Source organism: Arthrobacter sp. YN (assembly GCF_002224285.1).
Taxonomy (GTDB): domain Bacteria; phylum Actinomycetota; class Actinomycetes; order Actinomycetales; family Micrococcaceae; genus Arthrobacter.
Map to the genome: position 1 here is coordinate 3701512 of NZ_CP022436.1, position 23434 is coordinate 3724945.

At 63.6% G+C, this 23434-nt stretch carries 22 protein-coding genes and 3 pseudogenes; 14 read left to right on the top strand and 11 right to left on the bottom strand.

All coding sequences use genetic code 11. From position 1 onward, the window contains the following. Positions 1-23: 23 nt before the first annotated feature. The 3 genes from CGK93_RS16985 to CGK93_RS16995 all read right to left on the bottom strand — a co-directional run bounded on the left by CGK93_RS16985 (position 24) and on the right by CGK93_RS16995 (position 2298). Entirely contained in the window at positions 24-746 is a 723-nt protein-coding gene (locus CGK93_RS16985; protein WP_089595823.1) for a flavodoxin family protein, read from the bottom strand. A gap of 51 nt (positions 747-797) precedes the next feature. After that, positions 798-1397 carry an FABP family protein gene (locus tag CGK93_RS16990; RefSeq protein WP_089595824.1) on the bottom strand — a complete coding sequence of 200 codons (600 nt, stop codon included), beginning with the start codon at positions 1395-1397 and terminating at the stop codon, positions 798-800. Between the two features lie 166 nt (positions 1398-1563). After that, the gene (locus CGK93_RS16995; RefSeq protein WP_089595825.1) at positions 1564-2298 is read right to left on the bottom strand and encodes a permease; all 735 of its coding nucleotides are present in this window, start codon (positions 2296-2298) and stop codon (positions 1564-1566) included. A gap of 260 nt (positions 2299-2558) precedes the next feature. Between CGK93_RS16995 and CGK93_RS17000 the strand changes: the two genes are divergently transcribed. The 10 genes from CGK93_RS17000 to asd all read left to right on the top strand — a co-directional run bounded on the left by CGK93_RS17000 (position 2559) and on the right by asd (position 12832). After that, positions 2559-3257: a winged helix-turn-helix transcriptional regulator gene (locus tag CGK93_RS17000; protein ID WP_018776718.1), complete on the top strand. Its 699-nt coding sequence runs from the start codon at positions 2559-2561 to the stop codon at positions 3255-3257. 235 nt (positions 3258-3492) lie between these two features. Beyond that, on the top strand, positions 3493-4464 hold the full coding sequence (gene mshD, locus CGK93_RS17005; protein WP_089595826.1) for a mycothiol synthase: 972 nt from the start codon (positions 3493-3495) through the stop codon (positions 4462-4464). A gap of 103 nt (positions 4465-4567) precedes the next feature. Further along, entirely contained in the window at positions 4568-6817 is a 2250-nt protein-coding gene (locus CGK93_RS17010; RefSeq protein ID WP_089595827.1) for an RNA degradosome polyphosphate kinase, read from the top strand. A gap of 9 nt (positions 6818-6826) precedes the next feature. Then, positions 6827-7795 (top strand): NUDIX hydrolase, encoded by a 969-nt coding sequence (locus tag CGK93_RS17015; protein WP_089595828.1) that lies wholly within the window; start codon positions 6827-6829, stop codon positions 7793-7795. 79 nt (positions 7796-7874) lie between these two features. Next, entirely contained in the window at positions 7875-9590 is a 1716-nt protein-coding gene (locus CGK93_RS17020) for a hypothetical protein (protein WP_157731857.1), read from the top strand. Beyond that, positions 9541-9933 carry a GntR family transcriptional regulator gene (locus tag CGK93_RS17025; RefSeq protein WP_089595830.1) on the top strand — a complete coding sequence of 131 codons (393 nt, stop codon included), beginning with the start codon at positions 9541-9543 and terminating at the stop codon, positions 9931-9933. The genes CGK93_RS17020 and CGK93_RS17025 overlap by 50 nt, the downstream gene beginning before the upstream one ends. Then, positions 9930-10733, top strand: a complete 804-nt coding sequence (locus CGK93_RS17030) for a thymidylate synthase (RefSeq protein WP_089595831.1) — start codon at positions 9930-9932, stop codon at positions 10731-10733. Before CGK93_RS17025 ends, CGK93_RS17030 begins: the two co-directional genes overlap by 4 nt. After that, positions 10730-11347 (top strand): dihydrofolate reductase, encoded by a 618-nt coding sequence (locus CGK93_RS17035; RefSeq protein WP_089595832.1) that lies wholly within the window; start codon positions 10730-10732, stop codon positions 11345-11347. The genes CGK93_RS17030 and CGK93_RS17035 overlap by 4 nt, the downstream gene beginning before the upstream one ends. A gap of 2 nt (positions 11348-11349) precedes the next feature. Next, on the top strand, positions 11350-11571 hold the full coding sequence (locus CGK93_RS17040) for an NF038396 family protein (RefSeq protein ID WP_089595833.1): 222 nt from the start codon (positions 11350-11352) through the stop codon (positions 11569-11571). A gap of 106 nt (positions 11572-11677) precedes the next feature. Next, on the top strand, positions 11678-12832 hold the full coding sequence (gene asd, locus CGK93_RS17045; RefSeq protein WP_089595834.1) for an aspartate-semialdehyde dehydrogenase: 1155 nt from the start codon (positions 11678-11680) through the stop codon (positions 12830-12832). A 113-nt stretch (positions 12833-12945) separates the two neighbouring features. On the opposite strand, the gene CGK93_RS17050 is transcribed toward asd, so the two are convergent. Next, complete coding sequence (locus tag CGK93_RS17050) at positions 12946-14079, bottom strand: winged helix DNA-binding domain-containing protein (protein WP_089595835.1); 1134 nt, start codon at positions 14077-14079, stop codon at positions 12946-12948. A gap of 85 nt (positions 14080-14164) precedes the next feature. On the opposite strand from CGK93_RS17050, the gene CGK93_RS17055 reads away from it, so the two are divergent. Beyond that, positions 14165-14644 (top strand): hypothetical protein, encoded by a 480-nt coding sequence (locus CGK93_RS17055; RefSeq protein WP_089595836.1) that lies wholly within the window; start codon positions 14165-14167, stop codon positions 14642-14644. 93 nt (positions 14645-14737) lie between these two features. Here the strand turns inward: CGK93_RS17055 and CGK93_RS17060 are convergent. The 7 genes and pseudogenes from CGK93_RS17060 to CGK93_RS17090 all read right to left on the bottom strand — a co-directional run bounded on the left by CGK93_RS17060 (position 14738) and on the right by CGK93_RS17090 (position 20223). Continuing rightward, positions 14738-15804 (bottom strand): annotated as a pseudogene (locus CGK93_RS17060) (UDP-N-acetylmuramate dehydrogenase). A 9-nt stretch (positions 15805-15813) separates the two neighbouring features. Continuing rightward, a pseudogene (locus tag CGK93_RS17065) lies at positions 15814-17105 on the bottom strand (MFS transporter). 41 nt (positions 17106-17146) lie between these two features. Beyond that, positions 17147-17584 carry a MaoC family dehydratase gene (locus tag CGK93_RS17070; protein ID WP_089595837.1) on the bottom strand — a complete coding sequence of 146 codons (438 nt, stop codon included), beginning with the start codon at positions 17582-17584 and terminating at the stop codon, positions 17147-17149. 2 nt (positions 17585-17586) lie between these two features. Next, positions 17587-18036, bottom strand: a complete 450-nt coding sequence (locus CGK93_RS17075; RefSeq protein ID WP_089595838.1) for an FAS1-like dehydratase domain-containing protein — start codon at positions 18034-18036, stop codon at positions 17587-17589. Between the two features lie 56 nt (positions 18037-18092). Beyond that, a complete protein-coding gene (locus CGK93_RS17080; protein ID WP_089595839.1) occupies positions 18093-18317 on the bottom strand; it encodes a DUF3188 domain-containing protein in 225 nt (74 codons plus the stop codon). A gap of 123 nt (positions 18318-18440) precedes the next feature. Beyond that, a pseudogene (locus CGK93_RS24680) lies at positions 18441-19357 on the bottom strand (DUF2797 domain-containing protein). A 2-nt stretch (positions 19358-19359) separates the two neighbouring features. Then, positions 19360-20223, bottom strand: coding sequence for an HpcH/HpaI aldolase/citrate lyase family protein (locus tag CGK93_RS17090; RefSeq protein WP_089595840.1), 864 nt, complete (start codon positions 20221-20223; stop codon positions 19360-19362). Positions 20224-20600: 377 nt separating this feature from the next. On the opposite strand from CGK93_RS17090, the gene CGK93_RS17095 reads away from it, so the two are divergent. Genes CGK93_RS17095 through CGK93_RS17105 form a run of 3 tightly spaced genes read left to right on the top strand, consistent with a single transcriptional unit; the run spans position 20601 to position 23433 of the window. Next, positions 20601-21626: an ABC transporter substrate-binding protein gene (locus tag CGK93_RS17095; RefSeq protein ID WP_089595841.1), complete on the top strand. Its 1026-nt coding sequence runs from the start codon at positions 20601-20603 to the stop codon at positions 21624-21626. 2 nt (positions 21627-21628) lie between these two features. Beyond that, a complete protein-coding gene (locus CGK93_RS17100) occupies positions 21629-22519 on the top strand; it encodes an ABC transporter ATP-binding protein (protein ID WP_089595842.1) in 891 nt (296 codons plus the stop codon). Next, positions 22519-23433, top strand: a complete 915-nt coding sequence (locus CGK93_RS17105) for an ABC transporter permease (RefSeq protein WP_089595843.1) — start codon at positions 22519-22521, stop codon at positions 23431-23433. Before CGK93_RS17100 ends, CGK93_RS17105 begins: the two co-directional genes overlap by 1 nt. Position 23434 lies beyond the last annotated feature (1 nt).

Consider the following 23434-nt stretch of genomic DNA (forward strand, 5'->3'; position numbering starts at 1 on the left):
TCCGTGGGTGGCAATATTTCAGGTCAGCGGTATTCAGGATTTTCGAAGTCGAACCGGGTACCCGCTTTCCATTCCTCCGGCAGGTTGCCGTAAGCCGGGATACCCCCGGCATCCCGGAGGATTTTGGCCATATGGAGCAGGTTCCAGGTCATGAACGTGGTGTTCCTGTTAGTAAAATCACTCTCCGGACCACCCGATCCTTCGTCCAGATAGCTGGGTCCAGGCCCCACGGGACCGATCCACCCGGCGTCGGCCTGGGGTGGGATGGTGAAGCCGACGTGCTGGAGGCTGTACAGCACATTCATGGAACAGTGCTTGATGCCGTCCTCGTTGCCCGTGATGAGGCAACCGCCCACCTTGGGATAGAACGCCCATTGGCCGTTGCTGTTCAGCTCGCCCGAATGCGCATACAGCCGCTCGATGAGTTTCTTGGTTTGGGAGGAGTTGTCACCCAACCAGATGGGGCCGGCCACCACCACGATGTCGGCGTCGCGGACATCAGGGTAGATATCGGGCCATTCATCCGTCGTCCAGCCATGCTGGCGCATATCGGGATAGACACCGCTGGCGATGTCATGGTCGACGGTCCGGACAAGCTTGGTGGTGACGCCCTGCTTCTCCATGATGTCCCGGCTGATCTTGATCAGCCCATCCGTGTTGCTGGGTTGCGGCGAAGGTTTCAGCGTGCCATTGAAAAAGACGGCCTTGAGGCCCTCGTAGCCTTCCGGCTTGAGGTGGGTGTTCACTTTCGGCTCCTTCCGCTGGCTGCTTGCTGGAACGTCCGGTGAAGCCCCGGGTCAGGACACCTTGTGCAGGAATGCCGAGGCGTGGGCTTCGAGTGCTTTTCCGCTGGCAGCGACATCCCAGCGCCACAGGAGGTTCCCGTCCACCAGGCCGAAGATCCGGGTGGCTGCGGTGTATTCCTTGGAGTGGCTCCCGCGCATCACCATGTCGGTGCTCAGCTGGATCTGGGGCCCCTTGATCTGACCGTAGTAAAGCTCGGTGATGCCGCCGGGGTGCGCAATCGACACCGAGATGTCAAAGCCGCCGTCTTTGTTGCGGCGCTCTTCCACCTCATCGGCGGTCTTGAGGACCGGGACGATGTCCGCCGGAATCAGGCCGGGTCCGCCGTCGCCTTCCTGGAGCTTCCGCTCCAAGGCCCAGAACCCGGTCTCGACAGTCAACGGACGCAACTTTGCGCCGTCGTCGTCACTGAGCCAGGTCTCGGCCCTGTACTGCAGGTACGGCAAGCCGTTATGGGTGAAGGAAACATGCTGGACGAAATGCTCGGAATCCTCGTCACCGCTGCCGAGCCGGCCGCGGCCTTCCCACTCACCAATGAGCCAGGAAAGGGGGACGAGTTCAGGCGTCAGATCGGTTGGGATCTCAATAGGCACAACGACTACCTCTGTTGGAGAGCAGGATCAGAGAGTTTACTTCTGGCCCTTGAAAAGGCGGTATACGACAAAACCTGCAAACCATGCCATGGCGACGCTGGCCAGGCCAAGGAGAACGAGGAAGAAGATTTCAAATGCGAGTACAGACATGATGCCATCCTAACCGTTAGTAGATGAGTAGTTTGTCTATGAAGTACACCAAGGCCCCCACCGCCCAGACGGGGGCAACGCCCATTCCCACGGCTGCCGGAATGTTCAGGCGGCCGCGCCGAAGGGTGGTCATCCGCCGGAAGGACACCAGGACGGAGCCAACCACCACGCCAACCAACGCCGCGGGAAGTACTGCAATATCCGAGAATACAAGACCGGCGAGAGGACCCATGAGTCCGGCCATGACCACACCCAGCGGAGCCACGATGCGGTCAGGCCATCGGATGATTCCCACCATCAGGGCCACTGCCGCGCTCAGGCCGGCCACCAGGACCATTTCCTTCACTCCGTTGAACCGCGCGCCGGCAATCCACCCTGCGCCAAGGCAATTCAAGAGCACGCCGGCGCAGCATCCCAGGGTTGATTCCAGTCGCTGCGCCTGCCCCGTTCCACGGACAAGCTGGACCACGAAGACCGCCATCACGCCTACGGCAATGAATGCCGGCGTTCCTTCCAGGAATCCAGGCGCTGGAAGGTAGGCTGCGGTCACGGCTGATCCCGCACCGGCCAACCCGATCACCGCCGCCAAGGTTTTCTTGGCAGGGACGCCAAGAAAATGCGGCCAGCCGATCCCCACGGCCGCGGAGGCAGCAATGCCGACGCCCACCATGGCTTCCCGGGAAACGAAGGTGCTGGCCACGATGGCGATGAGCGCCACGAGTCCAAATACCCCGATGCTCCAAGACTTCACTGTGTGCCGACCTCAATCCGATGCGCCTTACGACCTCTCGACAATCCTGCCTTAACCCGGCCCAATATGTCGTAATTCCGGTGTCCGCCCGTCACGAATCCATGTGTCGCAGGGCACTGATGGGTATACTCAGACTTCAACGGCGCACTGTATTGGCCTTGATCCCGTTACAACGGGCAGAGGCTGCCAATGCGCTGTGACCGGCCGGGAATCTCCGGTTTCGACGCCCGATGATGCGCGTACAGCCCATTGGAGGAACTATGTCGCACATCCTGCTCCTGACGAACAGCACCGGCTCATCGGTGGACATTTTGCCTGCCTTGGAGTTGCTGAACCACCGCGTACACATCCTCCCGGCAGAACCCACGGCCCTGCTTGAAACCGACCCCACGGACATCGTTTTCCTTGATGCCCGCAAGGATCTGGTGGGGGCCCGCTCGTTGACCCAACTGCTGAAAGCCACCGGGCTCAGCGCTCCCCTCATGCTCATCCTCACGGAGGGCGGCATGGCTGCCGTCTCCTCGGCCTGGGCAGTGGATGACATTGTGCTGGACTCCGCCGGACCGGCCGAAGTGGAAGCCCGTATCCGCCTCGCCATGGCAAGGGCGGTTCCCGGTGAAGAGGAAACCCAGACGGAGATCCGCGCTGCCGGGGTCGTGATTGACGAAGCGAGCTATACCGCCCGCGTCAGTGGCCAGCCCCTGAACCTGACGTTCAAGGAATTTGAACTCCTGAAGTACCTGGCGCAGCACCCGGGACGGGTATTCACGCGCCAACAACTGCTGACCGAGGTATGGGGCTACGACTACTACGGAGGCACCCGCACCGTGGACGTCCACATCCGGCGGCTGCGCGCCAAGCTCGGAGTGGATCACGAGAACCTGATCAGCACTGTCCGCAACGTGGGCTACCGGCTCACGCTGGTGCGACTCCCGGACGACGAACTCTCGGAGGCCTGAGCGGCCCCGGCACCCTCCACAAAACCTGGCGACACATGAAAGAGGCCGGAATCCCTGCGGATTCCGGCCTCTTTCATGTTCTTGGTGGAGGACATACGGGTCGAACGTATCGAGGCCACCCCACTGGTGGATCCCCCCTGCGCTGGCTTACAAAGCCGAACGAGATAACGAGACTACCTCCGTTCCAGCGGGACTTCAAATTACGGGGCTTGCCCCGGACGTATAGCCTTGCATCATGAGTCACGCGCACCCGGAAAACTGGCCCGTCCTGATCATCGCCGGCGCCTTGGACCCCGATCTCCTCAAGGACGTCAAGACCCTCGCCGCCGCAGCTGAGGAGTCCGACGGGAATCCGCCTTTTTCGGAGCAGACGCTGGTGATGCTGCGCGGTGTCGATTCCGGAGACCACTCGGTCTTGTCCTTGGCCCTCTACGCACCCGACGAAGATTCCGATCCGGCCACGGGTGAAGACCTGGCGGGTGTCGCCGTCGTCGTTGAGGCGCCCGACTCAAGCGGCGTGCTTGAGCTGGCCGTCCACCCGAGCTACCGCAACCAAGGTGTGGCCGGAAGGCTGCTGGGAGCCTTGCAGGGCAAGCGGAGCCTCGACGGACTCAGCGCATGGTCGCACGGGAACCACGAGGCCGCCGCCGAGCTCGCCGCCCGTTTCGGATACGGGCCGGTCCGTGAGCTGTGGAAGATGCGGCTCATGTCCTCCGCTTCAGCACTGCCCGACGCCGGACTGCCGGACGGAGTCTCCCTCCGCACCTTCGTTCCAGGCCAGGATGAGCAAGCATGGCTCGCAGCCAACCGCGCCGCGTTCTCCCACCACCCTGAGCAGGGTTCGATGACCCTGGCGGACCTCGAAGCCCGGAAGGCTGAGGACTGGTTCGATCCCGAGGGGTTCCTCCTGGCCGTCAACACGGACGGGGAGCTCCTGGGCTTCCACTGGACCAAAGTCCATCCCCGGCAGGGTCCGCACCCGGCCATCGGTGAGGTGTATGTGGTGGGCGTTACTCCGGCGGCGCAAGGCCTGGGCCTGGGCAAGGCCCTGACGGTCGCCGGAATCCAGCACCTCCAGGAAAAAGGACTGCATGCAGTCATGCTGTATGTGGACGCCGACAACCAGGCTGCGGTAGCCCTATATCAGAAACTCGGCTTCGTTCGCTGGGACACCGATGTGATGTATGGACCTTTAACCAAAAATTAACCCGGCGTGATTGCCGGACGGAAAGCCGGTGACATCTATGATTCGGGCAGCCCAATTGCTTGTAATGTGGGAGGAAACCCCGTCCTGAGCTTAGGAGAACCCCATGCAGCCGGACCCCGTCGGCACCGCCGGATCCACCTCGAAGGGTGCAACCTTGCCCCCACGCTTCGGATCCTCGGAAGTGCCGGCCTCGCGTGCCACCCAGGACCGCATCGATATTCCGGAATTCGCACCGAGCCTGGAGCCGGAAGGCGACATCTCACCGGACCGTTTCCTGGACCGCGAGCTGAGTTGGCTGGCCTTCAACTCCCGTGTGCTGGAACTCGCCGAAGATCCTGAACTTTTCCTGCTGGAACGCGTCAGTTTCCTGTCGATTTTTGCCTCCAACCTGGACGAGTTCTTCATGGTCCGCGTTGCCGGCCTCAAGAGGCGAATCGCCACAGGCCTGGCTGTGCCTTCCCCGGCCGGTCTGAGCCCCATTGAGGTGCTGGAACAGATCAGCGAAGAGGCCCACAGGCTTCAGGAGCGTCACGCAAGGGTCTTCGCTGAGCAGATCCGACCGGCGCTGGCTTACGAGCACATCCACATCATGCACTGGCATGAACTGGATGAGGATGCCCGCCACCGGATCAGCATCATGTTCCAGGAGAAGGTCTTCCCCATCCTGACGCCGCTGGCTGTGGACCCCGCGCACCCCTTCCCCTACATCTCCGGCCTCTCCCTCAACCTTGCCGTGATCGTCAGCAACCCGATCAGCGACAAAGAGCTCTTCGCACGCGTCAAGGTTCCGGACCAGCTCCCCCGCCTCATTTCCGTGGACGGACCGCGCGCAGGCGCCATCCCGGGCCGTGTAGCCCGGTTCATCGCGCTGGAAGAAGTCATTGCCGTCCACCTGGACAAGCTCTTCCCCGGCATGGAAGTCCTGGAGCACCACACCTTCCGCGTCACCCGCAACGAGGACCTGGAAGTTGAAGAGGACGATGCCGAGAACCTCCTGCAGGCCTTGGAGAAGGAACTGCTGCGTCGCCGCTTCGGCCCGCCGGTACGGCTGGAAGTCACCACGGACATCAACCCGAACATCAAGGCCCTGCTGATCCGTGAACTCGGGGTTGAAGAGTCCGAGGTCTACTCCGTTCCCGCGCCGTTGGACCTCCGCGGACTGTCAGCCATCAGCGCCATTGACCGCGCTGATCTGCACTACCCCAAGCATGTCCCGCACACCTCCCGCTACCTCAACGAGTCCGAGACCTCGAAGGCCGCCAACGTCTTTGCGGCGATGCGCCGCAGGGACATCCTGCTCCACCACCCCTACGACTCGTTCTCCACCTCGGTCCAGGCTTTCCTGGAACAAGCGGCCGCGGATCCCAAGGTGCAGGCCATCAAGCAGACCCTTTACCGGACGTCCGGTGACTCCCCCATCGTTGATGCCCTCATCGATGCCGCCGAGGCAGGCAAACAGGTCCTGGCCCTCGTTGAAATCAAAGCCCGCTTTGATGAGCAGGCCAACATATCCTGGGCGCGCAAGCTGGAACAGGCAGGCGTCCACGTGGTGTACGGCATCGTCGGTCTGAAAACCCACTGCAAGTTGTCCCTGGTGGTCCGCCAGGAAGTGGATGGCCTCCGCCGCTACTGCCACATCGGCACCGGCAACTACCACCCGCGCACGGCCCGCTACTACGAAGACCTTGGCCTTCTGACAGCCAACGAGCAAGTGGGCGAGGACTTGTCCAAGCTGTTCAACCAGCTCTCCGGCTACGCGCCGAAGTCCACGTTCAAAAGGTTGCTCGTTGCGCCGCGGTCCGTGCGGGCCGGTTTGATGGACAGGATTGAAACCGAAATCCGCAACGCCCAGGCCGGCGCACCCGGATTGGTACAGATCAAGGTCAACTCGATGGTGGACGAAGCCATCATCGATGCCCTCTACCGGGCCTCGCAGGCCGGTGTGAAGGTTGACGTCGTGGTACGCGGCATCTGCTCCCTGCGCCCTGGCGTGCCGGGACTCAGCGAGAACATCAGGGTCCGTTCCGTCCTGGGTCGCTTCCTTGAACACTCACGCGTCTTTGCTTTTGGCAACGGTGGCGAGCCCGTGGTGTACATCGGCTCCGCCGACATGATGCACCGCAACCTGGACCGCCGCGTAGAGGCGTTGGTGCAACTGGCCAGCAAGGAAGACACAGCTACTGTCATGGACCTGCTGCGTCGCTATGTTGACGACGGGACCGCCAGCTGGCACCTGGACGATCACGGACACTGGACCAGGCACCACTTGGACCAGGACGGCAAGCCATTGCTGGACATGCAGTCCTGGCTCTTGGCCTCCCGGTCGCGCCAGCGGGCATCGGCACGGCGGTAGAGGAACCACTTGAACAGCGATACCCCCGTGGCGGATCAGACTGACCAGCCCGGCGAGTCGGTGGCTGTTGTAGCTGCCGGCGCCATTCCGTGGCGGATCAACAAGGGTGCCCTCGAGGTTCTCCTCATCCACCGGCCGCGGTACGACGATTGGTCCTGGCCCAAAGGAAAGCTCGACGCCGGCGAAACAGTTCCTGAGTGCGCAGCCCGTGAAGTGTGGGAAGAGATTGGCCTCCAGGCTTCCTTGGGCATTCCGCTTCCCGCCATTCACTACCATGTGTCTGCGGGTTTGAAGGTGGTCCGGTACTGGGCTGTCCGGGTCAACGGAGCCCAGCTCAGGCCCGACGGCAAGGAAGTGGACAGCGTCATGTGGTGCAGCCCTGACAGGGCGGCCGCATTCCTGAGCAACCCCACCGATGCTGAGCCGCTCGAATACCTTGAGAAGGCGCACATCCGCGGCGAGCTGGACACCTGGCCACTGGTCCTGATCCGCCATGCCAAGGCCAAGCCGCGGTCCTCCTGGACCAAGGCTGAGGGCGACCGTCCGCTGGCAGCGACGGGCCAGCGGCAGGCAGTTGCCGTTCAGCGTCTCCTGGAGGTGTGGAAGCCGCAGCGGGTGGTCACCAGCCCCTGGGCACGGTGTGTTGCCACGATCGCCCCTTATGCCAAAGCCAGCGGGGCCAAGGTGAAACTGGTGGAGGCACTCACGGAGCACAGCCACCACCGCTCCCCCAAGAAGACTGCTGCAGCAGTGGAGGCCTTGTTCGACAAACAGGTTCCGATCGCCGTCTGCACGCACCGCCCTGCGCTTCCTACTGCCTTGAAGCAGCTGGGACAACACATGTCGCACGGCTTGAAAGCCCTCCTGCCGGTATCAGACCCGTATCTGACACCAGGCGAAGTGATTGTCTGCCAGGTGGCGCGTGGGTCTGAGCGGAAGATTGTTTCCGTGGAACAGGTCAAGCCTTTCGACGACTAGCAACCACACGCTTTCGGCGCTTGACCCCCGGTCTTTTGTATCAAATACTTAGTACATTGATACAAAAGACTTGGGGGTCTTGTCCGTGTATGTAAACCTGCCGCCCTTGCTTTTCCTTGGGCCTGCAGTCGGCGCTGTCATCGTTTACTTGTTCCTTCGCCTGCAGGTGTGGTCCAAGCCCGATGCCCAGTCCGTAGCCTCGCATGGGCTATGGGTGGGAATCATTGGGTGGATGGCCAGTTCCCTGCAGGGAGCCATGAACGCGGGGATCCTTCGCGTCAATCCCGCCGGGGCAAGCGCACCTTCCGCTCCCGAGCAGATCGCCGGCGCACTCGGCTGGCCCATTCTCGCCTGCCTCGCCGTCCATGCGTTGGGTCAATTGAGCTACCCTGCACCCAAGGCACCCCGCAGGTATGCAGAACTGACCGTCCGCAGGATCAGGGACTTCCTCCCCCGCAGACTTGCTTGGACTACAGCCGCAATTTTCGCGGGTTCGGCACTGGTCATCGCATGGATCGCCACGCTCCCGGGCCACACGCCGGTGCTGCCTACGCCTCCAGGCCAGTCGCCGCCTCTGGGCAGCGTGTATCCGGACAACGGGTATATGGGCCAAGGACAGGAAGGCAGGATTCCCGGATGGGAGCTGGCCTCCTGGTTGGGCGGGGCGCTGTTGGTCCTCGCTGTGGGAACGTGGCTGATATTGTTCCTGATCGCCCGCCGCCGCCAACTCGAAACGCTCGACGGCGAGGACAACCGCACCATCAGGACCATCGCCACCAACCGTTTGCTCCGGACGGTCGCGACCATCGCCGCAGGGCTGGCAGCCATTGCTGGAAACTTTGCGGCGCAGCCGTCCCCGGGGGCCCTGTGGCAGTCCTCGTGGTTCAACGTCCTGGGTCTGTTCAACATGGTGGTGCTCCTCATGATGTGGTGGTGGCGGGTTCCTGAGCTGCCATCGATGCTCAAGGCGGTCAAGACCACCAGTGCCGCCACTCTCCGCGCCGATCCCCGAACCCACCACGCTGCGCGGCTCAGCATTTCGATCGGAGCAGCGCTGGGGATAGTGGGCGGGATTACCTTGGCGGCGGGCTTCGCCGCGATCCTCCTCCCGGGGAGAACCCCCGAAGTCTGGGCTTTTCCCTCGATGGTCGGCTTGGTGGCAGTGGTTCTCTTGGCCGCCATCGTTGCTGGCGACCTCCTCATCGCCCGCAACTACGGGACATCCGACGCGCCGATTCACTGGCCGCGGCAACACGTTTCCAGGGGCCTGCTCTCCTTTGCCATCGGCTGCGGCCTGGTGCTGGCCGTGGCGGCCGCTTTCGCTGCAGCCGGCGAGGTGCAGCCGTTTGGGCCCAAGGCCTGGCCGGCAACGGTTGTCGTCTCCGTGGTGGTGGCGCTGGTCGGCGCCGGTGCAATCCTTACCGCGCGCCGGCGTCGTGGTATCCCCGAAACAGGGGGCAACTCAGGGCTGGATGCTGCCCTCCGGGCCATCAGCATGTACAGGATCGTCCGGACGTTGGCAGCGTATTGCCTGGGGCAGGCCGCGGTGCTGCTGATCAGTACCGGCAACGCCTGGTATGGAGTGTTCCCGTCCGCGCCCGGACCGGATCCGATCGGCCCCAGCCCTGCGATCCCCATCGGCATGGTCCTGGCCATCATCGCCCTCCTCGTCGCCGTGACGCCCGTGCGGAGCCTGTTCCGTACCATTCCCCGGGTCGCGCTGCCAAGCAAGGAGAACACGCACAATGACCGCCGGAATCACGGTGGACCTGTCAGATCCCGTCCCGCCGTATGAGCAAATCCGACGACAGCTCAGCTCACTGATCACGGTAGGGATCCTGGAGCCAGGGAGCCGCCTGCCCACGGTTCGCAGCCTGGCCTCCGACCTCGGCATCGCGGCGGGAACCGTGGCACGCGCCTATAAGGAACTTGAGCAGGCCGGATTGATTGAATCACGACGACGGAACGGGACTGTCGTCGTCGGCCCGCCCCCGGCGCCGCACGGCACTGTCCGGGCGGACGCTGCGGTGATGGCCGCCGTCGACGGTTTGATCCGGACGGCTCGCGATGCTGGCATTCGTGACGACACTCTCATAGATCTGGTTCGAGGCAGGCTGACCAGTAAGCTGGAGCCGTGAGCATCCCCACCCCGTATGAAGACCTTCTGCGCGACGTCATGGCCAACGGCACACACAAGTCGGACCGCACCGGAACCGGAACGCGCAGCGTCTTCGGCCGTCAGCTGAGGTTCGACCTCGCCGAGAGCTTCCCCCTCATCACCACCAAACGGGTCCACTTCAAGTCCGTGGCCGTGGAACTGTTGTGGTTCCTGCGCGGGGACTCCAACGTGAAGTGGATGCAGGACCAAGGCGTCTCCATCTGGGATGAGTGGGCTGACGCCGATGGCGAACTCGGCCCTGTCTACGGCGTGCAATGGCGCAGCTGGCCCACGCCCGATGGCGGGCACATCGACCAGATGTCCGAGCTCATGGCCAACCTCGCCGCCAACCCGGATTCACGGCGGCACATCGTGTCAGCATGGAATGTTTCCGAGCTCAAGGACATGGCATTGCCCCCATGCCACGCGTTCTTCCAGTTCTACGTAGCCGACGGCAAACTGTCCTGCCAGCTGTACCAGCGCTCCGCGGACACATTCCTGGGAGTCCCGTTCAACATTGCCTCCTATGCACTGCTGACCCGCATGGTGGCCCAGCAATTGGATCTTGAGCCAGGCGAATTCGTCTGGACCGGCGGCGACGTCCACGTCTACGACAACCACGTGGACCAGGTTGCCGAGCAGCTCAGCCGTGAGCCCTACGAATACCCGCAGCTCAAGATCCTTCGGAAGCCGGACTCGATCTTCGACTACACGCTGGACGACTTTGAGGTTGTGGACTACCGCCACCACCCCACTATCAAGGCACCGATCGCAGTATGAGCACGCCTTCCTCCGAGACTCCTTCCCAGCTTCCCGGCGTGATCTTCACCCAGGAAACCGCGGCCCGCATGACGGGTATCGGCATGGTGTGGGCTCAGACCACGTCCGGCGTGATCGGCAAGGACGGGTCCATGCCGTGGCACCTCCCCGAGGACCTGAAACACTTCAGCCAGCTCACCACCGGCCACCCCGTCATCATGGGCCGCAAGACCTGGCTGTCGTTCCCTGAAAAGTACCGCCCGCTCCCGGGCCGCACCAACATCGTTGTGACCCGCAACGCCGAGTGGGCTTCAACGCCCGAGGCCGAGGGCGCCGTCGTCGTTTCATCCCTTGACGCCGCCCTGCTGGAATCGCAATTCGCCCCAGGCGGCCAAAAAGTGTGGATCATTGGCGGCGGCGAGATCTTTGAGCAGTCCATGGACATCGCCAACCTGGCCGTCATCACCATCATCGATGCCGACCTGGAGGGTGACACGTATGCGCCCGAACTCGGTGATGAGTGGACCTTCGACGCCGTAGCCCCCTCCGAGGGCTGGCTCACCGCCAAGAACGGCACCAACTACCGGTTCACCACGTGGCGCCGGACCGCAACCCAGGAAAGCCAAGAGAGCTGAGCATGCTGAAGAAACCTGAAACCCTGTTTGTGCTGGGCTATATGCTGCTGCCGCTCTTCGCCCTGATCTCCGCCATCGTGGGACTGACCATGATCCTCGGCGGCAACCGGATTGCCGGCATCATCGTGCTGATCGTTGTCACCCAGGTATTCACCTTTGGTGCCTTCTTTGCCCTGCGCAAGCGCAAGGCGGTCTTGCTGCAGGAGCCCGACGCCGGTCAGTAGCCTGGGCGGTCGGCGTGCGGGCCGCTGTGGCGAGTGGCGTCGTCGTACGTTCCGGTGGTGACGTAACCAACAGCGGCTCTACGCCCCGAAAGTTTAGACTGGGTGAATGACTACAGCAGCTAATCCGTCCGTTGGACTGGTCGGTTGGCGTGGCATGGTCGGTTCCGTCCTGATGCAGCGCATGCAGGACGAGAACGACTTCGCCAACATCAACCCGGTATTTTTCTCCACCTCGAACGCAGGAGGTGCCGCCCCTTCCTTCCTGAGCTCTGCCGCTGGCGATCCCGGCAAGCTCGAGGACGCGTTCGATATTGAGACGCTTGCCAAGCTGCCGATTATTGTCACCGCCCAGGGCGGCGACTACACCAAGCAGGTCCACGGCGAACTCCGCAGCCGTGGCTGGGACGGCCTCTGGATCGACGCCGCTTCCACCTTGCGCATGAATGACGACTCGATCATCGTGCTGGATCCCATCAACCGTGACGTCATCGACGCCGGCCTGTCCGGTGGTGTGAAGGACTTCATCGGCGGCAACTGTACGGTTTCCTGCATGCTCATGGGCCTCGGAGGCCTGTTCAAGAACAACCTGGTGGAGTGGGGAACCTCCATGACCTACCAGGCCGCTTCCGGTGGCGGTGCACGCCACATGCGTGAGCTCCTCAACCAGTTCGGCACCCTCAACAACGAGGTCAGCAGCGAACTGGACGATCCCGCGTCTGCCATCCTCGACATCGACCACAAGGTCCTCGCGGCCCAGCGCACAGGCGTTGACGCCACACAGTTCGGCGTACCGTTGGCAGGGTCCCTGATTCCCTGGATCGATGCCGACCTCGGCAACGGCCAGTCCAAGGAAGAATGGAAAGCCGGAGTAGAGACCAACAAGATCCTCGGCACCGGAAACGGCACCGCCGGCAAGGACCACATCGCCATGGACGGCCTGTGCATCCGCATCGGCGCCATGCGTTCACACTCCCAGGCCCTCACGCTCAAGCTGCGCGAAGACCTGTCCGTGACCGAAATCGAGAACCTCCTGGCCAAGGACAACGAATGGGCCAAGGTTGTTCCCAACACCAAGGAAGCCTCCATGGCGGACCTGACCCCCGTGGCAGCGTCCGGCACGCTGGACATCCCCGTGGGCCGAATCAGGAAGCTCGAAATGGGCCCGGAATACATCAGCGCCTTCACCGTTGGCGACCAACTCCTGTGGGGCGCAGCCGAGCCGCTGCGCCGCATGCTCAACATCGTGACGGGCAAGCTCTAGGCTTCCCCGCCCCGGTTTGTTGAGAACCCGCTGTTCCGTAGCTGCCCAGCAACGGAACAGCGGGTTCTCTGCGTCGTAGGGTGTGTTCAGCCGGCGGGATCGGTCAACATCCTTCAGCGGGCCATGAACTTCAGGTAAGCCCTCCCCTGAGCCTCGAAGGAACGTCCGGCGGCTGTTCCCAACTGCCCCGCGAACGGTTCCGGCACCACGCCCACAGACTTCCCGCTCACGGTTCTGGCCCACGTTCCCACCACTTCCCCGCCGGAGACGATGATGCGCTTGAAAACACCGTTCTTGCCAGGCACTACCCGTTCGGCGTACTCGGGCGCGAGTACCAGGCTCCGGTCCTGGTAACCGAGCAGGTACTCATCGAACCCGGGAAGAGCCAGCAACGAGCGTGAGCCGGGGACGCCGTCGTCGAGCAGTGCCGCGGTCTCGGGCGACATCCAATAACTGGTGCCGTCCAGCGGCACCTCAACCAGCCGGTCATGCAGGGTGGTGAGAGCCGCGCGCGCCTCAGTGAGCGGCACTTGGCTCCACCACGAAAAATCCTTGATGGTGGCCGGGCCGTGGCTCCTGAAGTAGCGGAACAGCAGCTCCGCGATGCCCTCCTCGCGGCCAAGGTTCCTGGACTCAGGTATCCACTCGTCAAATGGCACAAACAGTTGTTGCACGCCCGCCTTCCCGCTGGATGCCGCCATCGGCCCCTGCACCAGCCAAGCGCGCTGGCACAAGCTCCCCAGCAAGTGGATCCCGCGCTGTGCTGTGGTGATCTGGCCGGCTTCCTCAAACGCCTGGAACAGCTGCTCCCTGGTTGCCCCGTGTGCGCCCTCCGTTGCCTTCAGCACCTCCGTGGTTTTGACCGCGATGTCCCGGCAATGGCTGATGTCGTCCTGGGTAATGCCGAGTTCACGATGCCGGCCGGCCACCATGGACATGAGGCGGTCACTGGTGATGCCCAGAATCCATCGGAGATCCTCGGGGGCCAGGAGGTGCAACGTCCCGCGCATGGGCCACGAGCGGACCACCGTCCCAGCGTCGAGGGCAGCCCTGACGTCCGAGGCCCGGGTGCCGGGCACCCGCTGCCCCACGGCCCACAGCGCATGGCCAAGGTCCTGGGCCTGCATGGCCGTCATCCAACGAACCGCATCAGCAACCGAGGGAAAGCCCCTGGCCAACAAGCCGTGGCTGGCGAGCCGCAAACGGCCCATGACGCGCGGACTGGTGTTCTTGTGGGCTGCAGGCATGCTTCATCCTAAAAGGGCCGGCATGCACAGGGAACCTTGCCGCGCCTCCCAGCCCTCACCCAGCAGCGGATCCTAGGATGGATTCATGCTTTTTGGAGATCTTGCCCCGTTTGTGCGGCCGATGAGCCGGTGGTTGGCTACCGCCGGCTGGTTCTGCACTCTTGTGGGTCTTGGCGCCGGGCTGATCGTTGCCGTGGGAACGGGCGTCAGCCTCTCCCCGTCAATGCGGGCCATCCAGACAGCCAGCCTGGTAGCGACCGCAGCAGCTGCGCTCCTCATCGGAACCGCCGCAGCCAGCCAGCCCGTTTCCGACCGCGACGACGACGCCCCCGAACCCTGGTTCTACCCGGCGGCTGCCGCGCAGGTCCGCAGCTTCCTGCTGGGAGCCATCGTCATGCTCCTGGGCTTGGTGGGCTTCGCCGCTGCCAGCCTGTACATGCCCAGCGGACCATCACCGCAGAGTATCGCGTTCAGCCAGATCTTCCTGCTGGGCTCGGTCAGTTGCGGGCTGACGTTCCTGTTGCTCAACAAGATCCTGCCGATTGCAGAGCGGCGTACACGCTAGGTTTCCGTCCCGGCGCTTCGCCGAGGGCTGGATCTCGACCGAAAGACGCGCCTCATACCCCCGAGAGCCCACCCCTCGCGAGCCGTACGTAGCTTAGAACGAAAGTCCGATCAGCAGCGGTTCCGGGTGCAGTTCTATGCCAAAACGTTCGACGACGCCGGACCTCACCTCGCGCGCGATGGCCACCATGTCCGCGGCCGATGCTGTCCCCCGGTTGGTGATGGCGAGGGTGTGCTTGGTGGACAGGGAAGCCCTGCCGCCTGAGACACTCGATTCCTCCAGCCCATAGCCCTTACCGAACCCGGCGTGGTCGATCAACCACGCCGCGGAGAGCTTCACGAGCCCGTCGTCGCCGGCGGGATACTTGGGCGCGTTCTCAGGCAACGCTGCGGCGCGCCCTGCCTCCACGATCGGGTTGGTGAAGAAAGATCCCGTGGAATAGGTGTCCCGGTCTGCTGCATCCAGGACCATGCCCTTGGATGCGCGGAGCCGGAGGACTTCCCTCCGGACATCGTTGGAGTAGGCGCGCTTGCCTGCCTCCACGCCCAGCACCCGGGCCAACTCGGCGTAACGGATGGGGGCACTCATCCGTCCCAGCGGCAACTGGAATTCCACAGTCAGCACCACATAGCGGGGCGAACCCTCAACAGTGGTCTGTTTCAGGATGGAGTCGCGGTACCCGAACTTCAGCTCGGAGTTGGTAAACGTCTGAACTGCGTTGCGTTCACGATCCCAGGTCCGCACAGCGGCAATGGTTTGTGAAACGTCTGAGCCATAGGCGCCCACGTTCTGCACAGGTGTAGCCCCCGTGGCACCGGGGATCCCGGAGAGAGCTTCCAGCCCGGACCAGGCGTGCATTACGGAATGTTCAACCAAGGCGTCCCAGTTGTGGCCCGCCTGTACCACCACCGACACACCGCCACAGCTGTCCTCGGAGTTCACCGTGAAGCCCTGGGAAGCAATCTTCAGCACGGTCCCTGGGTAGCCTTCGTCCGAGATAAGAAGGTTGGACCCCCTCCGATGATCAGGAGTTTCTGGCCCGCAGCGTCAGCCGAACGGACGGCGTCGATAATCTCTGCCTCGGTACGGGCCTCCACATAGTTGCCCGCGGGGCCGCCGACGGCAGCAGTGGTCAGTTCGGAAAGCAGTGTTTGGGTCACCCATTAAGCCTAACGGGCTTCGTTGGGCTGGACGGACTTGTCCTTCTGCTGCCCGGAGAGCGGGGCCAGGAAGAAACTGACCACCAGGAGCACCAAGGGCGCCAACAAAGAGTGCAGGATGCCGAAGTGTTCGGCCAACAGGCCCAACAGTGGAGGCCCGCAAAGGAAAGCCCCATACCCGATGGTGGAGACCACCGAAACCCGTGCAGCGGCGTGGACGGGGTCATCGGCGGCGGCTGACATCCCCACCGGGAAACCGAGCGATGCGCCAAGGCCCCAGATAGCCAATGCAACGAAGGCCAGCCACGGAACCGGCGAAAAGACAAAGAGCGCAAGACCCACGACGGCGGTCGCTGAGCACCAGCGCATCACCACCACACGTCCAAACCGGTCGAGGATAGAGGTGCCGGCGAATCGGCCGATGGTCATGAAGGTGACGAACAGTCCATAACCCACTGCGCCTGCGGCATCGGACTGCCCGTGGCCGTCGGCAAGCGCCAACGCCACCCAGTCCCCGCAGCCCCCTCGGCCAATGCCAGGCCGAGGACCAGGACGCCGATCAGGAGGGTTCGGCGGTCACGCCAGGCAAGGGCCACGAGCCGCTTGTTGTCGAGTGGGGCAGCGACCTTGCCTTGTTCGGGCTGCGTCTCCGGGGACCCGGTGATGATGGGCAGCGGACCGGTGGAGGGGTCCTGGAAAGTGTCCGTCTCATCCGGCCGGTAAGTATGCGTAGCAGCAGCTGTCTTTTCCGCGCGGAACCAGAAACCGGCAGTCACCACGGAGGTGGTGACCACAACGCCCGAGATCAGGAAATGCCAGAAAACCGGCATGTGCACCGCAGCCGCCCAGGCACCAAAACCGGCTGCGGCTACAGTGCCGAGACTGAATGCTCCATGGAGGTGCGGCATGATGTGCCGGTCCAACGCGCGTTCCAGCGCAGCTCCCTCAACATTGGAAGCGGTGTTCCAACTTGCCGTGCCGAGACCGAGCACCACCAAACCTGCTGCCACCACCAGGGGACTTGCCGCGATGGACGCGCCAAAGCCCACGGTGACCAAGCCGGCGCCCACCATGCAACTGCCGATCCTCGTGGTGAGTTTCGGCCCCATCCTGAGCACGATCAGTCCCGAGGCCGAGATGGAGATGAAGGAGGCCACAGTCATGCACATCAGAAGAAGGCCAATGCCGCCCGGTGTGAGGTTCAGGCCGTCGCGGATGGCGGGCAAGCGGGACACCCAGGTGGCAAAGGCGATGCCGCTGGCGGCGTAGGAGGCAAGAACAGCGGCGCGCCACCGCGACATTTCAGTCGGTGTGGCGCGCCGTTGAGTGGTGTTCAGTTGGTTCAAGAGACCTTCACGACCGCCTGGGATTTCATGAGGACCTTCAGTCCTGCTGCCACAACGGTGAGGTCAATGCGGGCGGTGCGGGCATCGGCGTCGAGCGCTCCCACCACACCGGTGACGTCGATGACGGCGCCGGCGTTATCGGTCCCGGTCGTATCGGTGACCAGCACCGGCTTGGTGAAGCGGGTCTGGTAATCGACGACGGCGGCCGGGTCGCCCGCCCAATCGCTCACCAATTGCACCGCGGCACCCATGGTGAACATGCCGTGGGCGATAACGCCCGGCAACTCTACCGAGGTTGCGAATGCTTCGTTCCAGTGGATGGGGTTGAAGTCACCGGAGGCACCTGCGTACTTGACCAGGTCCTGGCGGGTGACCTCGATGTTGCGGGTGCCGATTTCCTGGCCGACCGTCAGTTCTTCGAATGTGGGGCTCATGGTTACTGTCCCTCTCCGCGGACCAGGATGGACGAGGTGGTGGTGGCGACTTTTTCGCCTGCCACGGTGGAAATCTCGGAGCGGGTGGTGATCATGGCTCCCCCGCCCATGGCACGGACGCCGTCCACATGAAGTTCGGCTACCAACTGGTCACCGGCGACGATGGCGCGGTGGTGTGTGAACCGCTGGTCAGCGTGGACCACGCGGGAGAAGTCGATCCCCGATTCCGGGTCCTCCACCAGCTGGGCATCAGCACGCTGGGCAACGATGATGGCGAACGTTGGCGGTGCTACGAGGTCGCTGTGTCCCAGGGCCTTGGCGGCCTCCACATCGAAATGTGCGGGGTTGTTGGCTTTCACGGCCTTGGCAAACTCGCGGATCTTTTCGCGGCCGACGTCATATACCTCTGCGGCAGGGTAGCTTCGGCCCTGCAGGTCCGGATTGATACTCATGGTCCAACCCTATCGGGCTGCGAAGGCTTGGAGGCAGCGCCTCCTTTGGGTGGCCGTTACTTCTTGTAGCTCTTACGGATCTTCTGGCCGCGGATGACCAACCCCGTGACATGCAGCAGCAGCCCGACACCAATGACGGGCAGTGACGCCATGGCCAGCCCCTGGTTGCCGGACGTGTTCCCCACGATGGACAGGATGAGCCCGACGGCGATCAACCCCATGGCACTGAAAACGAGCACTTTGTAAGACGTAGAGGCCGTAGCCCAAAATTGTTCCAGCACCGTCCAAGTCTACCGGGGCGTTGCCGAGGGGCTTGATCTCAACCGAGGGGGGGCTCTTACTGCCGAGATGTCGCCCCTCGCGGGCCAGAGACGTCGCCCCTCGCCGCAGAGAAAAAGCGGGCGTTAGAAGAGGGAGTCCTGCAGCGCCGGGATTTCCGTGAGGTGAGGGCCGAACTCGATCTTGCGGCCCTTCAACGCGCCCAGGTCTGCCACAAAGCTGCCCTCCACCTCTGCCCCCGAAGCGTCGGGAAGACCTGCCAAGGCGATGGCCCCGGACAGTGCGTGGACCCGCAGACCGTGCCCGCCGGCGTCGAACGCTACCGGGTAAGGGTGGCGACGCCCGTCGTCGGCAGCATCACAAAGCCGGTCCGCCAGCGCGGGCCGGTCCCACTCTTCCTCCACAACGGAATAGCCGGTCATCGCGAGCCCGCCCAGCAACTCGCGCACCCGCCCGGCGTGCTGACGGTTCAACGCCAAAAGCTCGACGCCGGCACGCGGCTCCACGAGGCCGGCCACCTTCGAGGCAGAACGGACTTGCTGGACGAGGCCGAGCTCTTGCGTGACCATGTCCTCGAGAATGCGAACAACATGGCCGTCCTCGGCATTGGCCACGTAAGAAGCATGCACGGCCCCTGCTCGGCCAGTCGGTTCCACTTGCGCTGCGCGGAGGCCGTACCCACTTTGGTGGCACCGTTCGCGAAAGTAGCTACGTAGAGCCAGTGCGGCTGCATCAGGTAGGCCCGCAGGCCAGTGGGCACGGAGGTGCCGCGATGGAAGTCGTGCATGAGCCGGGAATCGTCGCGGGCAAAGCAGGCCCCGCATTGCTTGCCACGCTCCGCCGCGGAACTGCTGCGGCAGGGAACATGCGTGCGGTCCCCCGGACCGTGGACCTTGGTATGGCCCAGGCACCACAGTCCGGGGATAACGCGCAGGCCCAGGGCTGAGCCCCGGGCCAACGCAATATCAGAGAATTCCCCGTCCGGCGTGAACAACCTCAGCGCTGGCGAGGAAGAGTCCCAAACGACTCCATGGACCAGCATGCTTACAGGGAAGGCTGGACTCCGAAAGCCACTGCGAGCTTCATGATCTTCTCAGCGCGGCCCAAACGCGGGAGGTCCGAACCGTCGCGGATGACGCGGCCGTTGGCTTCGAAGTCGTTCATGAAGTCGGTGGCCCAGGCGACGTCGGACGGCGTGGGGCTGATGACCTCATTGATCACGGTGGTCTGATCGATGGCCAGGCACAGCTTGCCGGTCATGCCCATGGTCACGGTGATGCCGGTCTGCTCGCGCAGGATCGGGTGGTTGGTGCCGACGGTCGGGCCGTCGATGGGGCCGGGCAGGTTGCCCACGCGGCTGGCGACAACCAGTTTGGCGCGCGGGTAGGCCATGGCTTCCGGGGTAGCCGCCATGCCGGTGTCGCGGCGGAAATCGCCGGAGCCGAAAGCAAGGCGGAAGGCACCCTGGGCGCGGGCAATGTGGTTGGCTTCCTCGATGCCGAGGGCGGACTCAACCAGTGCGATCACGGGGGTCTTGCCGTCCATGCGGTGGTAGGACTCGGTGACCTGGTCAGCGGATTCGGTCTTGGCCAGCATCACGCCGAGCAGACCAGGGGTGCCGCGGAGACCGGCGAGGTCGTCGGCCCAGAATGGGCTGGTGGCGTCATTGATGCGGACCCACGCCTGGCCACCGGCGGTCAGCCAGTTAACGACGTTCTCGCGGGCCATGTCCTTCTGGGAGGGATCCACGGCGTCTTCGATGTCCAGGATGATGGCGTCTGCCCGTGAACCCGCAGATTCGTCAAAGAGCTCCGTTTTCATGGCGTTCACAAGGAGCCACGAACGGGCGATATCAGCGGGAATGTTGCGGGTAGGCCGAATGGACTCGGCGGCGATGCTAGACGTCATGTATCTACCGTATCCGTCAGGCAGCCCGCACGGCGAAGAAATACGCCCGGTTGTGAGGATCAATACGAACTAAACCCCATATGACTGTGGGGTCCAACAGTATGACGTCCGACGGCGGGACGCGCCAGTCATGTCCGGCCCACCTGTCGCTGTTGTTCACAGGGCTCAACGCGGCGTCTTTGTGTCCTCCGGTTGCCGGGAATGGCCCAGGATTTCGCCCTGTTTCCGGCTGTTTCGCAGCGTTTCCAGGCGTTACCCGATCACTTCCCACGCAGCACCGAAATGGGCTTTCATCGTTCCCAAGCCGTTGCACGGGTTCCCAAGCTCTTGCGCCAGCCGGCTACCCAACACCTTCCAACCCATCGAAAGTAGCTCCCATGAAACTGCATCTGCCCCTGCTGAGCGTCGCGGCCGCCGTCGTACTAGCGCTGACGGTGAGCGGCTGCGGCGGCGCTGCCGAAGCCGGACAAACAGGCCAAGCCGGAAACGAGGTCAAGGAACTCCGGTACCAGGGCTCGGCCAACAACGTGACCTTTCCGGAGTTGGCCGCAGACCTCGGATATCTGGGCGACCTGAAGCTCAACTGGGTAGGAAACACCACCAGCGGTCCGCAGGACATCCAATCCGCGGCGACCAACCAAACGGACGTCGGCGGCGCGTTCTCCGGAGCGGTGGTCAAGCTCATTGAAGCCGGCGCACCGGTCAAGGCTGTGACCAACTACTACGGCTCCGACGAGAAGACCTTCAGCGGGTATTACGTCAAGGCGGAGAGCACCATCAAGGAACCGCGTGACCTGATTGGCAAGAAGATCGCCGTCAACACGCTTGGCGCCCACCACGAGGCCGTCATCAACACGTGGTTGACCAAGAACGGACTCAGCCAGGACGAGATCAAACAGGTCCAGCTGGTCCCGCTGGCACCGAACGACACCGAGGAAGCGATTCGTCGTGGACAGGTGGACGCCGGAACGCTCGGCGGCGTCCTGCAGGACCGGGCCATTGAGGCCGGCGGACTGCGATCGCTCTTTAGTGACGTGGAGCTGTTCGGCACCTTCGCCGGCGGGCAGATCGTGTTGCGCAGCGACTTCATCGCAAAGAACCCGAACACCACCCGCACCTTCACCACCGGAGTTGCCAAAGCGATCACATGGGCAGCGGAAACGCCTCGCGACGAGGTCATTGCCCGCTTCACCAAGATCATAGAGAGCCGTGGCCGCAACGAGAGCACGGCCAACCTGAAGTTCTGGAAGAGCCCCGGGGTCCCGGACTCAGGGGTGATCAAAGACGAGGACTTCACCCGCTGGGAGGCCTGGCTGAACGCGTCGGGAATCGTCAAGGACAAGCTCACGCCGTCCAAGTACTACACGAACGAGTTCAACGAGCTCGCCCCGAAGAAGGGATAGCCATGACCGCGAAAATCAGCCTCCGGAACGTCACGAAGGAGTTCACGGTCCGGGCCACCAAAACCACCAGCGCCACCCGCCTCACCGCCATCGACTCCCTGAGCCTGGACGTCCGCGACGGCGAATTCCTCACCCTGGTGGGGCCCAGCGGCTCGGGCAAGACCACGCTCCTGGACCTGCTGGCGGGGCTTTCCACGCCCACCTCCGGCGAGGTGCTGGTGGACGGCAAACCCGTCACCGGGCCGGGCAAGGACCGGGCTGTGGTGTTCCAGCAGTACGCGTTGTTCCCGTGGCGGACGGCCTCGGCCAACGTCTCGATCGGGCTCGAAGGAGTGGGCCCGGACGGCAGGAAGCTGAACCGCCGCGAGCGGGCAGCGAAGGCCAGCGAATACCTGGCACTCGTAGGCTTGGCGGGTTTCGAGGACCGCTATCCGCATGAGCTCTCCGGTGGCATGAAGCAACGCGTGGCCATTGCCCGCAGCCTGGCCTACGAGCCGGACGTGTTGCTGATGGACGAACCGTTTGCCGCCTTGGATGCCCAGACCCGTGAGCAGCTGCAGGATGAACTCCTCAGGATCTGGAAAGCCACGGGCAAGACCATCGTGTTCATCACCCACGGCATTGACGAGGCCGTGTACCTCGGCGAGCGCGTCGCTGTCCTGAGCGCGCGTCCGGGCCGGCTCAAGGAAATCGTGGACATCACCATTCCGGACCGTGACGGCGACGAGGACATCCGTTCCAACCCTGCCTTCGTTGAACACCGGCACCAGGTGTGGACGCTCCTGCACGATGAAGTCCGCCGCGCCCAGGACGCCGGCCACCGCAAGATCCTGCCGGACGGCAGCGCACCGGACGAACCCGCAACCATCACCAAGGAAAGGAGCGCGGCCTGATGACCACCACGCTCATTCATACAGAAGCCGCGCCCACGGCGGGCACCGCGGCCAACCCAGCTGCCGCCGTCGAGCGTTCCCCGCAGGATCCTGCAGAAGGCACGACGCCGGCACCCGGCAGAGTGCGACGGGTCACCGCGGCCGCCGGTTCAATTCTCTGGAAGTCCACAGCCATCCTGGCGTTCCTGGCGCTCTGGGAGCTCGGACCGACGTACTTGGCCAGCCCCTCCACCCGGGTGTTCCTTCCACCGCTGCACGAAGTACTCCTGGCGTGGGGCAAGCTCTTCGAAGCCGGCACCATCCAAGGCCACATCGCTGCCAGCCTCACCCGTTCCGTGGCAGGCTTCGGCGCCGCACTGGCGGCAGGTGTCTCGCTGGGATTGCTCATCGCCTGGTACGGGCGGTTGAACTCGGTCCTGAACCCGCTGCTGGAGTTGTTCCGCAACACCGCCGCGTTGGCGTTGCTGCCGGTGTTTACGCTGCTGCTGGGCATCGGCGAGGAGTCAAAGATCAGCATTGTTGCTTACGCCGCGTTCTTCCCGGTCCTCCTGAACACCATTGCCGGGGTGAAGACCGTGGACCCGCTCCTGATCAGGGCGGCGCGTTCGCTGGGGCTCAACAGCTTCCGGCTCTTCCAGAAAGTCATTCTCCCGTCCGCCGTGCCCACCATTTTCACGGGTATCCGCATGGCCGGCACCGCATCAATCCTGGTGCTGATCGCCGCCGAAATGGTGGGAGCCAAGGCCGGTCTGGGGTATCTGATCGTGAACGCGCAGAGCAGCTTCCTGATCCCGGACATGTACGCCGGCATTCTTACGGTGTCTTTGTTGGGGCTTGGCGTGAACTTCCTGCTCGTCGCCCTTGAACGGCACTTCTCCCGCTGGCGCACCGCTGTTGGTGCCGACGCCTCCTGAC